Genomic DNA, 12,502 nt, shown 5'->3' with positions numbered 1-12,502 from the left:
GCTCTTCCCGCAGCCTAGAAAGTTCTTTCTCGCCTTCCTCAATTTGCCGGCAGAGCTCCTCGATTCTTTGCTCCCGGCGGCGGAGCTCTTCTTGCAAGCGCTGTTGCTCGGCCAGCTGCGCTTCCAGATCTTGGACTTGCTCGCTGGTCTGCTGAAGCTGGGTTTGGAGCTCTGTCAGTTCCGCTTGCCGGTTCTGCAACTCCTCCTCTCTGGCCTGGACTTGCCGGGACAAGTCTCCGACGAGACCCTGCCATCTTTGAATTTCTTCCTCCTTCCGCGCAGACTGGTCCTGTAGCTCTTCAATCTTTGCTTGGAGGCTTTGCACTTGCCGATCTTTGTCTTGGAGCTGTTGCAAAAGCTGACGCCGCTCGGCCAACTGGGCTTCAAGTTCTTGGAGCTGCTCGCTTTTTTGCCGAAGCTGATCCCGCAGCCTAGAAAGTTCTTTCTCGCCTTCCTCAATTTGCCAGCGGAGCTCTTCTTTCAAGCGCTGTTGCTCGGCCAGCTGTGCTTCCAGATCTTGGACTTGCTTGCTGCTCTGCTGAAGCCGGGTTTGGAGCTCTGTCAGTTCCGCTTGCCGGTTCTGCAGCTTCTCGTCCCTCTCCTGGACTTGCCGGGACAAGTCTCCGACGAGACCCCGCCATCTTTGAATTTCTTCCTCCTTCCGCGCAGACCGGTTCTGTAGCTCTTCAATCTCTGCTTGGAGGAGGCTTTGCACGCGCTGATCCCTGTCTCGGGCAGAAGACCAAGCAATCCTCGAGGCTACTGCGTTCCCGGCTCCAACCACCAGAGCCACTCTGAGGGCTCTGCCGAGGTCAGATTGAGGCAAAGCGGCAATACTAGCAGCGGTGAGCGTGGTGACGATGTGGACGTAGAGCGGCTTACGTATGTCCATTGGGAGTGCTGAGTGATCAGAAACCTAAAACTCAGGGTAATCGATGAAGTCAGTGAGGTCTGCACAAAATACTACACAAAGAAGGAAGAAAGCTTGAAGGGTTGTTAAGTTACAAGGGATCCAAAAAAGAAAGTAGACTTCAACGTTGCCGCATTTGCTGCTCTAAAGCGTCCCCCAGGCCATTTCCGACAAAATTGATGCTCGGTATGTTGAGATCTTCCCTGCACTGCCAGCTTGCTTCCGCGCAGTGCTAGGACGTGAATAAATTGCAGTTGCAATGGTTTGCTACCCTAAGGGGTTGACGCTTTAGGAGCCTGCAGACCACTGATGCAAGCGGATGCTGCCTTCCACCCGCTTTTGGTAAGGTTTTCCTCCGCCAACGGACTGTCTGCCCGCAACTTCTTCGTTGCCCATAGTCGCCCTAAAGGAGGGCCGCCTGGGCAACCCTCAAGGGATCCCGGCCACTCCTGTTTGGCGGGCAGCCTGGATCACGGCGGCGGCCACCTGGGGAACTACCCGCCCGTCGAAGACTGAGGGAATGATCCACTGGGGATCCAAATCTTCAGGTGGGATCAAATTGGCAATGGCCTGGGCGGCAGCCAGGCACATCTCGGTGTTAATCTGCTTGGCGCGGCAATCCAGAGCACCGCGAAATACCGCCGGAAAGGCCAACACATTGTTGATCTGGTTGGGGTAGTCGCTGCGCCCGGTGGCCATCACCGCCACCCGACCGCTCACCAGCTCCGGCTGAATCTCTGGCACCGGGTTGGCCAGGGCAAAGACAATGGGATCCGGCGCCATCTTTTCCACCATCTCTGGGGTCAAGGCATTGGCCACGCTCACCCCAATGAACACATCTGCCCCCACCAAGGCATCTGCCAGGGATCCGCTCTTCTCAACGGCAATGGCAGCTTTCTCGGGGGTGAGGTCGGTGCGGGAGCGGCTGAGGATCCCTTGGCGGTCACAGACCACGATGTGGGCTGCCCCAGCCCGCCGCAGCAGTTGCGTTACCGCAATCCCGGCTGCTCCTGCCCCGTTGAGGACAATGCGCACCTCGTCTAGGTTTTTTTTGACCACCTTCAAGGCGTTCAGCAAGGCGGCCAGCACGACAATGGCGGTGCCGTGTTGATCGTCGTGGAACACTGGCAGGCTGAGACGGGCCTTGAGCTGGGACTCGATGGCAAAGCAGCGGGGGGCGCTAATGTCCTCCAGGTTAAAGCCGCCAAACCCCGGCGCCAGGCGCACCACTGTCTCCACGATTTCTCCCACATCCTGGGTAGCCAGGCAGAGGGGGAAAGCATCGATATCGGCAAAGCGCTTAAACAGAGCTGCCTTCCCCTCCATCACCGGCAGAGCGGCCTCCGGGCCGATATTCCCCAGGCCCAGCACGGCGCTGCCGTCAGTAACAATGCCAACGCAATTCCCTTTAATGGTGTATTCATAGACAGCACTGGGATCGGCGGCAATCTCCAGGGCCACCCGGCCCACGCCTGGGGTATAGGCCATGGCCAGATCGGCAGCGCTCTCCAGGGGGCTTTTGGCCACCACCTGCAACTTTCCCCCCCGATGCAGCTCAAAGGTGCGATCCACCACCCGCTCCACCTTCACGTTGGGCAAAGAGGCAACAGCAGCGTAAATTTGCTGGGCGTGCTCGCTGCTGACGGCATCCACGCAGATTTCCCGCACCGTTTCGGCTGCTGATTGGTGGATGAGGTCAATCTGGCTGAGGCTGCCTCCCACCTCGGCAATGGCTTGGGTAACACGGGCCAGCGCCCCCGGCTGGTTGGGCAGACGTAGACGTAGGGCAATGCTGTAGCTGGAGCTGGGGGTGAGTTTTGCCATAGCTTTCTATGGTAGAAGAAAAATTGCTTTCAGCAGAGCACGCTCCTTAACGCTGAGCTCTCTGGTTGCGCCGATCCTCAACTCCCTTCTCCCTCTGGAAGAAGGGTTTCCCCGACTCAGTACACATCGGTGGAATAAGCGTAGGATTGAGAAATCCTGCAGACAGGCAACCCTCCTTCCTGCATATGACAACCTCTGCTGCGGCAACTGCCGACTCCGACCTCAATACTTTTGCCGATTGGCTGGAAGGTTACTACAGCAACCGCGCCCAAGCAATGGCAGAACCGGTCTGGTTTGTGCCGGTGAGCCTTTGGTACGTGCGCCTTCCCCACCTCTTTTCAGAAGGAATCGGCTTTTTTACCGAGCAATTTAACGAGCACACACCGGGCCGATTTTACCGCAGCCGAGTGCTGCAGGTGTTGGCCGATCCCTTGCGGATTGAGAACTATAAGTTACGGGATCAAGCAGCTTGGGCAGGCGCCTCCCAGGAGCCGCAGCGCTTGGCGCAGCTTTCGTTGTCCGACCTGGAGCACTTGCCCGGCTGTCGTATTTTGGTGGAGAAACGCCCAGGCTGCTTTCACGGCGAGATGCTGCCCGGCGGCGGCTGCCGTCTCAACCCCGGCGACAGCACCTACATCCACATCGAATTTGACCTCACGGCTCAGGAATTCATCACCTGGGATCGCGGCTTTGACGCCACCAGTGGTCAACAAACTTGGGGATCCCGCGCCGGCCCCTACTGCTACCAGAAAGGGATCCCTCCTCGCCCTTGGGGAGAGGGGGACAGAGGGTGAAAGCCGGATCAAAGGCTAGGGGAACAAAAAAGGAAACAGGTCGCGCAACCCTTTGCGCAGCTTGAGCAAAAAGATCAGCCGCTCCACCTCTGGAGAAACAGATCCGGTTTCGGGCCGGGCTGCCAGGGCTGCTTGGAGTTGCAGAGCTTCGCCAGCAGTGAGGGGCTGATTATCGACCGGCGAGCGAGCCTGCAAACCTGGCTGCGCCCGCAGCACCTCCTCAGGGATTTCAGAAGCCGGGGGCAAAGCCAAAGCCTGATTCGGCGGATACAGCAGGAACACCAGCAGACTGGCCCATCCACTACTCCTTTTGACCCAATGCTTTCGGTTCACCCCGCCTTATCCTAGCTACCCCAGGGATCCTCAGCCCATCTCCCGGCACCCCAGAACCAACACCGTATAAGCCAAGGAACATCACACCTGCTGGCAGGAGCACTCGATCCAGGCCCGTCAAACGGCCAAGCAAAAGAGAGTCAGCCTTTGGATCCCTATCTTACTCAGGAGCTTGCCCAGGCCGTCTTTTTGCGACGAGCCAAAATCCCCCCTAGCTGGCCATTGCTTCCGAGCGCTCTTGGATCACCCGATCTACAATGCCGTAGGCCTGGGCTTCTGTAGCCGAGAGGTAGAAATCCCGCTCCACATCCCGCTCGATTTTCTCCAGCGGCTGGCCAGTCATTTGCGCCAAGAGCTCATTCATGCGCCGTTTGACCCGCAAAGTTTCGCGGGCGCGAATTTCGATATCGCTGGCCTGGCCTTGGATCGTGCCCAGAGAAGGCTGGTGCAGCATGATGCGGGAGTGGGGCAGGGCAAAGCGTTTTCCCTTGGTGCCGGCAGCCAGCAAAAAGGCCGCCATCGAGGCTGCTTGGCCCACGCAAACGGTAACAATGTCGGGCTTGACGTGGTTCATGGTGTCGTAGATGGCCATCCCCGCCGTTACAGAGCCGCCGGGAGAGTTGATGTACATCACAATATCCTTTTGGGGATCCTGGGAGTTGAGGTAGAGCATCACCCCCACGATAGTATTGGCCAAATTGTCATCGATGGGCTCGCCGATAAACAGGATCCGCTCTTGGTAGAGGCGGTCATCGAGACTGATCCACTGGCTGTAGGGCTCACCGGGCAGACGGTAGGGAACGCGAGGCACTCCAATTGGCATAGGTATCTCCTGACAAAGTATGCAGCACGGAACACTACACAGAACGACACGCTTGCAGGGTTTCTTCCACGCTCAAATCTAGCTGGGGCAAAACCGAGGCAACAATGCGTTCAGGGCCGGTTTTAACCTCGTCTTCGTATTCCCCACCAACCGAGCGAACACGGAAACGAACTGCTTGGCAGGATCCCCAATCCAGTATTCCGGGATCCCACCGGTAGCATAGTCTTTGCGTTTGTCTTGATAATCGCGTTTTTCATTCACCAGCAGCGGTGGGGGCATGTGCAGCCGAAATTCTGCAATCAGAAACAGCTCAACGGGGGTGTTAATGCGCTCCTCAGTTCGCACTTCCCGGATATACCCGTCTTCAAGTTCAAGCCGTCCTTCATAAGGCCAGTCCGTGAGGCGTAGGTACTCCTCCGCCGTTAAAGGCTGTACAGGGACTTGAACCATTGACGGATCCCGCTGTTTTAATTTTTGGCTGTTGCCAACTTCGGCAGGACTTTGGAGCTGGTCAGCACCTGATCGATAAGGCCGTAGGCCTTGGCCTCTTCCGGAGTCATGAAAAACAGCCGCTCTGTGTCCTTCTTGATGCGCTCCAGAGGCTGACCCGTGCTGCGGGATAGTTCCTCCAACATCATGTTGCGCAGGGTCAAGATCTCGCGGGTGCGAATTTCAATATCGCTGGCCTGTCCGCGAGTGCCACCGTAGGGCTGATGCAGCACGATTGTGGCATTGGGCAAGCTGGCCCGGAACCCTTTGGCGCCCGCTGCCAACAGCATGGCCGCCATGCCAATGGCATTGCCAATGCAGATGGTATGCACCGGCGGCTTGATGTAGTTCATCGTATCCAGAATGGCAAACGCTGCCGTGTCGTAGTTGTAAGTGCCCGTCGAGTTAATGTACATCTTGATCGGCTTTTCCCGATCCTCGTACTGCAAATACAGCAGTTGTTCCACAATCAGCTTGGTGACGTTGGCATTCGACTCCTCTGCTAGGGGCAGGCCCAGGTAGACAATGCGCTCCTGCAGCAGCAGCGAGGCCAAATCGGGAGGCGGAGTCCGAACCGGAGCGCCGCCATAGTAGTAGGTCGATTGCACCATGCCAAAGTTCTCCTACGGCCAATCCCTTGACTCTAAAGACCACTGCCTAGAACAACAACACAGACGAAGGATAAGAGCAAGGGATCCGAGAACAGCAGCGGATCCCTTGTCTTCCTAGGAACCAGAACCGGAAGGGGAGACTCAGATGTCCCGCGGCAGCTTTACTCCGCTCCCTGCGGCAAGAGAACCCGCTCCGGCTCTGTGACCAGCACCTTGGGCTTACGCTCCTCGTCCACATCGATGAGGACTTCCGAGCCCTCTTTGACATGGCCAGTCAGGATCTCTTCCGCCAAGATGTCTTCCAACAGGCGCTGAATAGCGCGGCGCAGCGGACGTGCCCCATAGCTGGGGTTGTAGCCCTCCTCCACCAGCAGATCCTTGAAGCGATCGCTGACCGTGAGGTAAATTTTCTTCTCCCTCATGCGGTCGAACACTTCCTTGAGCAGGATATCAGCGATCTGCTTCACTTCATCCCTGGTCAGTTGCCGGAAGACGATGATCTCGTCCACCCGGTTGAGGAACTCGGGGCGGAAGTACTGCTTTAGCTCCTCGTGCACCAGGTTGCGGATGCGGTTGTAGTTCGCATCTTCGTCGTTGGTGTTGAACTCGAAGCCGAGGCTGCCACCACCCTTCTCGATGACCTTCGAGCCAATGTTAGAGGTCATCACGATTAGGGTGTTTTTGAAGTCCACCGTGCGGCCCTTGGCGTCGGTCAGGCGGCCATCCTCTAGGATCTGCAACAGCAGGTTGAACACATCCGGGTGGGCTTTCTCGATCTCGTCGAAGAGCACCACCGTGTAGGGACGGCGCCGCACCGCTTCCGTGAGCTGGCCCCCCTCGTTGTAGCCGACATATCCGGGCGGGGATCCGATCAGCTTGCTGACCGTGTGCCGCTCCATGTACTCCGACATGTCGAGGCGAATCATGGCCGACTCGGAGCCGAAGAAGTAGGCCGCCAGGGCCTTGGTCAGCTCGGTTTTGCCTACCCCTGTTGGGCCGGAGAAGATGAAGCTGGCGATGGGGCGGTTGGGGTTTTTTAGCCCCACGCGAGCGCGACGAATGGCACGGGAAATGGCCCGCACCGCCTCATCTTGGCCGATGATGCGCTGGTGCAGGGTTTCCTCCATGTGCAGCAGCTTCTCGGACTCGCTCTCGGTCAGCTTGGCCACCGGCACCCCTGTCCAGGCGCTCACCACCTGGGCAATGTCCTCTTCGGTGACCTCCGGCATCTCTTCGCGGCTGCTTTCCTCAGCCTTCTTGGCAGCAGCAATGGCGCGGATCTGCTGCTTGATCTCCATCTCCCGATCCCGCAGCTCACCGGCCCTGTCGAAGTCTTGGGCCCGCACTGCGGCATCCTTCTCCTTGAGCACCCGCCGCAGCTCCTGATCCAGCTCCCGCGCCGCCGGCGGCAGTTGCGAGTTGATCAGGCGCACCCGTGAAGCCGCCTCGTCGATGAGGTCGATGGCCTTGTCCGGCAGGAAGCGGTCGGAGATGTACTGGTCGGCCAGCTTGGCCGCTGCCTCCAAAGCCGCGTCGGAGATCTTCAGCTTGTGGTGTTGCTCGTAGCGCTCCCGCAGGCCAAACAGGATCTCGATTGTCTCTGAAACGCTCGGCTCGCCCACCATGATGGGTTGGAAGCGACGCTCCAGAGCGGCATCTCGCTCGATGTGCTTGCGGTACTCATCCAGCGTGGTGGCGCCGATGCACTGCAGTTCGCCGCGGGCCAGGGCGGGCTTGAGGATGTTGGCAGCATCGATGGCCCCTTCGGCAGCCCCGGCCCCGATGAGGGTATGCACCTCGTCGATGACTAGGATGATGTTGCCGGCGTTGCGGATCTCATCCATGATTTTCTTGAGGCGCTCCTCAAACTCGCCGCGGTACTTGGTGCCGGCCACCAACAGGCCGATATCCAGGCTGACTACCCGCTTGTCGGCCAAGATGTCGGGCACATCCCCCTGCACAATGCGCTGGGCCAAACCTTCGGCAATGGCGGTCTTGCCCACGCCCGGCTCGCCGATGAGGACGGGGTTGTTCTTGGTGCGGCGGCCCAAGATCTGGATCACCCGCTCGATCTCCCGCGTCCGACCCACCACCGGATCCAGCTTGCCCTCTTGGGCCAATTGGGTGAGGTTGGAGCCGAATTCGTCCAGGGTTGGCGTTTTGGTGCGGCTGGAGGATCCACCCCCTGCCGTCACTTCGGCGGTCTCGCCCAACATGCGGATCACCTGGGTGCGCACCTTGGACAGATCCACCCCCAGGTTTTCCAGAACGCGGGCGGCTACCCCTTCCCCTTCGCGGATCAGGCCCAGGAGCAGGTGCTCAGTGCCGATGTAGTTGTGGCCGAGCTGGCGAGCTTCCTCCAAGGAGAGCTCCAGCACTCGCTTGGCGCGGGGAGTGAAAGGGATCTCGACAGCCACAAAGCCGGATCCCCGGCCAATAATTTTCTCGACTTCAATGCGGGCGTCCTTCAAGTTCACTCCCATGGACTTGAGAACTTTGGCGGCGACCCCAGTGCCCTCGCCGATTAACCCCAACAAGATTTGCTCGGTGCCAACGAAATTGTGACCTAACCGTCTGGCCTCCTCCTGGGCCAGCATGATCACCTTGATGGCTTTTTCTGTAAAGCGTTCAAACATGATCCTCGGGCTCCCTACGCCTGCATCAAGGCGGACTTGATAGGCCTAATCCTAACACAGGATTCAGGCCAACTAAGGTAGGGTAAATACCCCAGACGAAAAATCATCTGGGATCGTGACGCGCCTGGAGAGATTTGAACTCCCGACACCGTGGTCCGTAGCCACGTGCTCTAGTCCACTGAGCTACAGGCGCAAGCTATCTACCTACAGGAAAAGCAAAACAGCCACGGTTGAAGACCTGTCTCTCCTCTTCAGAGATGGACGCCTATCAGTGTGGCTTAGGTATTCTAGCACAAGAGCGTTTTTGGGAAAGTCCAAGGGGGGTGTAGATATCCGCCAAGGTTCAACGATGCCCTGGCCAGGAGCGCAGAACTTCTCCCCCCACCTCGAGGCCGGCTTGGGAGCTGCTGGCCGTGAGCACCTGGATCCAGACTTGGCCGTTGCGCCGCCACAGGCGGGTTTGTAGATGCCCGGCCAAGGTGTCGCGGCAGTTGCGCCGCATCCCTTGCGGGCCAGGGGTGAAGACGGTTTGCCCAGGCTGCCGTGTATGACCTTCTACTTGGATGCACCAGTGGGATCCCTCACCGCACACCTGCCAGGATCCCCAGGGATCTACCTGCCAGCTTAGCCGCGCTTGGCCGGGCCGCCATTCCAAAAAAGGCTGGGATCCCCACCCATGCAAGCTGATTAAGGCGACTTCTTCGGGGCGGGTGAGCACCTGTCGCTCGGCTCCGGCGCAGGTGAGGCTGAGGCCGGGATGGTCGGGAAAAGCGTTGCACTGGATCCAAAACCAGCGACGAGGGAAGCTCTGCCCCCAGTTTTTTTCGGCGTAGGCGGGGGCCTGCTCGAATGCGTAGCGCCTGCCCCGCCACTCCACCCAGCCGCTGGCCAGGCCGTGGCTCATCAGGATCTGCCAGCCCGGTTCAAAGATGGGCAGATAAGACCAGGCTCCCATGGTGGCCCGCGGCGGGATCCCATAGGGGCAGCAGGGTTGGATGCGATAGAGCCAGCGAACCGGCTCGGCCCGGGTGGGATCTGGCAGGATCCCTTGGTTGAGGTGGGCGCTGTATTGGTAGCCGCTGGCGGTGCGCTGGAAAAAGGTGAGGGGCTCCTGCAGCCCTCGCCAGCTCTCGCCTGGCCCGCCGGAGTGCCCCAAGGCCAGATGCCGCCAACTGGCCCAGAAGCGCTGCGGGTTGGGGAAGGTGCGCCACTGCAGCTCCTCGTCCGGCCCCAACACCTGCGCCATGCCTCCTCGCCTGGGATCGATGGCGTACATGAAGGCAAAGCTGAGGGGCGGATCCCCAGGCAAGGTGACACGGCTGTACCAACCTTCAAAAAACGGCTCGGCACAACCGTCCCAGTGATAGCCGGCATGGGGCAGGGATCCCCCATCCGTTGAGCCGTTTTGCTTAAAGCCCTCTGCCACCGGAGAGCAACTCCTTCGAGAATTACTAGAAGATAGAGAGAAACCTATAGATATCAAAAGAATAATTGTATTGTCTCTATGCCTGTCTGCTTTTAGGATATCAACCAAGCTGAGATTTAAGGATTTCTTTACGAGGGGAATCCGTCGGTCTAGCGGCTTGAACTGAAAAGGTTTTGCTTGGCGCTCACATATTCTGTCAAAGATGAGGTGATCATGACATCACGTCGCAGCTTTTTATTGTCCGCGGGTGCAGCCACAGTGGGTGGGCTTGTGAGTGGCAGCCTAGCACGGGCCAGTACGGGCTACTGGGTTGCTCAAGCCAGCGGCCCGGAAACCCCCAACCTCAGGCTGGGTTTTATTCCGATTGTGGAATCTGCCCCTCTGATCATCGCCAAGGAGAAGGGCTTTTTCGCCAAGCACGGCATGACCGGCGTAGAGGTGTTGAAGCAGGCCAGTTGGCCGGCAGCCCGCGACAACGTGGTGATCGGCTCGGCGGGTGGGGGCATTGACGGCGGGCAGTGGCAGATGCCGATGCCCCATATGATCCACATCGGCGCCATCACCAACAACCAGCCGGTACGCATGGCGGTTCTGTGCCAGTTGATCACCCAAGGCAACGGGATTGCCATTGCCGGAATGCATGCGGGCAAGGGCTTGGGGCTGGATGTTTCCGGAGCCGCAGACTACATCAAAAATTTCAGCGCCAGCAACGGACGCAAATTCAAGGCCGCCCATACCTTCCCCAACGTCAATCAAGATTTTTGGATCCGCTACTGGCTGGCTGCTGGGGGGATAGATCCGGATCAAGACATCGACCTGTTGGCGGTACCCTCTGCCGAGACGGTGCAGGGGATGCGCAATGGCACCATGGATGCTTTTAGCACCGGGGATCCCTGGCCCTACCGGATTGTGGCCGATAAAATCGGCTTCATGGCGGCCCTCACCCAGCAGATTTGGCCTTTTCACCCTGAAGAATACTTGGCCATTCGCGCCGACTGGGTGGAGAAAAACCCCAAGGCCACGCAGGCCACTTTGATGGCGGTCATGGAAGCGCAGCAATGGTGCGACGATCCGGCCAACCGTGAAGAGCTGGTGCGCATCCTTTCGGGGCGTGCTTATCTAAATGTGCCGGTCGAGGTTCTCACGCCTCCTTTTCAGGGCAAGTACGAATTGGGAGACGGCAAGCCGGCTGTTCAAGATTTCAGCGCCGGGCCCCTGTACTGGGAAGATGGGCGGGGCAGCGTCTCCTATCCCTACAAGAGCCATGACCTGTGGTTCTTGACCGAATCGCTGCGTTGGGGCTTCCACGCTCGCTTCCTCAAGGATCTGGATACTGCCCGCCGTCTGGTGGATGAGGTCAACCGCGAAGATCTCTGGCGCGAGGCCGCCCAGGCTTTGGGGGTGAAGAACATTCCCAGCAACACTTCGCGAGGAACGGAGCGTTTCTTCGATGGGGTGGTGTTTGACCCTCAAGATCCCCAGGCCTACTTGAACAGCCTGAAAATCAAGAGGGCCTAGTCTCGGCTCAGGTCAACATAGACGTGCTTCTTGTGTAGTAGAGATCCAGACCATTGGCGAGATTCCATTGAGTTAAAAAAAGCTGGGCCGAGCTGCCCGCTCCCATCAAGTTAAACTGTTAGCCTTGCGCCTTTTGAAGGATTCTGATGAAGATTTCTGAACGCTATGGCGAGGATCGGCTATGTTAGCTCTACTTCACGTTCCGCGGGAATACTCCAGGGATCCCTGCTTCGAGAGACCGGCTCAGCCCCACTGGGACAAGCTCATCCTCTCGATAGCGATGGGGGCGCTGATTTTACTGATTGTTGTGAGAGTTTTGTCGAGCTTGCAGTCCTTGTGTTTGCCCGTCCAAGGAAGAGGCAAGTCTGATCCAAGCTCGTGCTCTGTTGCCAGCACTTTGTAAAACCCCTCGGTCGAGATGTTCTGGGGGCGCAGCAACGGAGAACTGTGTAAAACCCTATCCTCTCTAGGAGCCATGACGACGACACTTTCTTCTCCGACAAAGTCTTCGACGGCCAAGTTCGACTTTGCCAAGTATCGGGATCAGATCCTCCCTCCCGTGGTTGGCATTGCGGGATTTTTGTTGATCTGGCAACTTTTGTCCAGCGCCAACCTGATCCGGCTGCCGGGACCGTGGGATATTTGGATGGATGAGCGCAGCCGTTATCTAATCCTGCATCCTCTGTATCGCAACAGCGACCTCGACCAAGGGCTGCTGTGGCAAACTTTGGCCAGCCTGCAAAGGGTTGCCATCGGCTACTGCAGCGCCGCCTTGGCGGGCATTGCCCTGGGGATCTTGGTGGGCAGCAGCGTGTGGATCAACCGCGCTTTGGATCCCATCTTCCAGTTTTTGCGCATGGTGGCTCCCTTGGCTTGGGTGCCCATCTCCTTGGCGGCTTTGCAGCGCAATGAGCCGGCTGCCCTGTTTGTTATTTTCATCACCTCTATCTGGCCCATTTTGATCAACACAGCGGTGGGGGTAAGGCAGATTCCGGAAGACTACATCAACGTTTCTAGAGTGCTGAGGCTTTCCAAGATAGACTTCTTTTTTAAGGTGCTGTTGCCCTCTGCTTTGCCCTACATGTTCACAGGTTTGCGGGTTGGCATCGGCCTCTCCTGGCTGGCGATTATTGCTGCA

Annotated in this window: 10 protein-coding genes, 1 tRNA gene and 1 pseudogene; 3 read left to right on the top strand and 9 right to left on the bottom strand. The window is 58.3% G+C overall.

Annotation, left to right across the window (positions count from 1 at the left end; translation table 11 throughout):
* Positions 1 to 619, bottom strand: a pseudogene (locus NW835_RS11175) (hypothetical protein); the annotation flags it as partial.
* Between the two features lie 720 nt (positions 620 to 1,339).
* Positions 1,340 to 2,734 carry a malic enzyme-like NAD(P)-binding protein gene (locus NW835_RS11170; protein WP_414385113.1) on the bottom strand — a complete coding sequence of 465 codons (1,395 nt, stop codon included), beginning with the start codon at positions 2,732 to 2,734 and terminating at the stop codon, positions 1,340 to 1,342.
* 185 nt (positions 2,735 to 2,919) lie between these two features.
* On the opposite strand from NW835_RS11170, the gene NW835_RS11165 reads away from it, so the two are divergent.
* The gene (locus NW835_RS11165) at positions 2,920 to 3,528 is read left to right on the top strand and encodes a chromophore lyase CpcT/CpeT (protein WP_414415316.1); all 609 of its coding nucleotides are present in this window, start codon (positions 2,920 to 2,922) and stop codon (positions 3,526 to 3,528) included.
* A gap of 15 nt (positions 3,529 to 3,543) precedes the next feature.
* Here NW835_RS11165 and NW835_RS11160 read toward each other — a convergent pair whose 3' ends face one another.
* From NW835_RS11160 to NW835_RS11130, 7 genes are all read right to left on the bottom strand, one after another.
* Positions 3,544 to 3,774, bottom strand: coding sequence for a hypothetical protein (locus tag NW835_RS11160; RefSeq protein WP_414415315.1), 231 nt, complete (start codon positions 3,772 to 3,774; stop codon positions 3,544 to 3,546).
* Positions 3,775 to 4,072: 298 nt separating this feature from the next.
* Positions 4,073 to 4,684, bottom strand: a complete 612-nt coding sequence (locus tag NW835_RS11155; RefSeq protein ID WP_414364115.1) for an ATP-dependent Clp protease proteolytic subunit — start codon at positions 4,682 to 4,684, stop codon at positions 4,073 to 4,075.
* A gap of 78 nt (positions 4,685 to 4,762) precedes the next feature.
* A complete protein-coding gene (locus NW835_RS11150; protein WP_414415314.1) occupies positions 4,763 to 5,134 on the bottom strand; it encodes a Uma2 family endonuclease in 372 nt (123 codons plus the stop codon).
* Between the two features lie 17 nt (positions 5,135 to 5,151).
* Positions 5,152 to 5,784, bottom strand: coding sequence for an ATP-dependent Clp protease proteolytic subunit (locus NW835_RS11145; protein WP_414364113.1), 633 nt, complete (start codon positions 5,782 to 5,784; stop codon positions 5,152 to 5,154).
* 161 nt (positions 5,785 to 5,945) lie between these two features.
* Positions 5,946 to 8,420, bottom strand: coding sequence for an ATP-dependent Clp protease ATP-binding subunit (locus NW835_RS11140; RefSeq protein ID WP_414364112.1), 2,475 nt, complete (start codon positions 8,418 to 8,420; stop codon positions 5,946 to 5,948).
* 119 nt (positions 8,421 to 8,539) lie between these two features.
* Positions 8,540 to 8,613, bottom strand: a tRNA-Arg gene (locus NW835_RS11135).
* A gap of 150 nt (positions 8,614 to 8,763) precedes the next feature.
* On the bottom strand, positions 8,764 to 9,846 hold the full coding sequence (locus NW835_RS11130; protein WP_414415313.1) for a tocopherol cyclase family protein: 1,083 nt from the start codon (positions 9,844 to 9,846) through the stop codon (positions 8,764 to 8,766).
* A 213-nt stretch (positions 9,847 to 10,059) separates the two neighbouring features.
* Between NW835_RS11130 and NW835_RS11125 the strand changes: the two genes are divergently transcribed.
* Together NW835_RS11125 and ntrB are read left to right on the top strand one after the other, a co-directional pair.
* Positions 10,060 to 11,364 carry a CmpA/NrtA family ABC transporter substrate-binding protein gene (locus NW835_RS11125; protein WP_414334600.1) on the top strand — a complete coding sequence of 435 codons (1,305 nt, stop codon included), beginning with the start codon at positions 10,060 to 10,062 and terminating at the stop codon, positions 11,362 to 11,364.
* A gap of 475 nt (positions 11,365 to 11,839) precedes the next feature.
* A partial coding sequence (gene ntrB, locus NW835_RS11120) for a nitrate ABC transporter permease (RefSeq protein WP_414415312.1) occupies positions 11,840 to 12,502 on the top strand: 663 nt, incomplete at its 3' end.

The sequence above is a fragment of the Synechococcus sp. OH2 genome (assembly GCF_047462155.1).
In the GTDB taxonomy this organism is placed as follows: Bacteria; Cyanobacteriota; Cyanobacteriia; order Thermostichales; family Thermostichaceae; genus Thermostichus.
The sequence above is the reverse complement of the archived record's forward strand: the minus strand, read 5'-3'. Positions and strand labels throughout refer to the sequence as shown.

Excerpts from the sequence above, each read along its gene's own strand:
- NW835_RS11170 (WP_414385113.1), bottom strand. The coding sequence starts at position 2,734 with ATGGCAAAACTCACCCCCAGCTCCAGCTACAGCATTGCCCTACGTCTA.
- NW835_RS11165 (WP_414415316.1), top strand. The coding sequence starts at position 2,920 with ATGACAACCTCTGCTGCGGCAACTGCCGACTCCGACCTCAATACTTTT.
- NW835_RS11155 (WP_414364115.1), bottom strand. The coding sequence starts at position 4,684 with ATGCCAATTGGAGTGCCTCGCGTTCCCTACCGTCTGCCCGGTGAGCCC.
- NW835_RS11150 (WP_414415314.1), bottom strand. The coding sequence starts at position 5,134 with ATGGTTCAAGTCCCTGTACAGCCTTTAACGGCGGAGGAGTACCTACGC.
- NW835_RS11145 (WP_414364113.1), bottom strand. The coding sequence starts at position 5,784 with ATGGTGCAATCGACCTACTACTATGGCGGCGCTCCGGTTCGGACTCCG.
- NW835_RS11140 (WP_414364112.1), bottom strand. The coding sequence starts at position 8,420 with ATGTTTGAACGCTTTACAGAAAAAGCCATCAAGGTGATCATGCTGGCC.
- NW835_RS11125 (WP_414334600.1), top strand. The coding sequence starts at position 10,060 with ATGACATCACGTCGCAGCTTTTTATTGTCCGCGGGTGCAGCCACAGTG.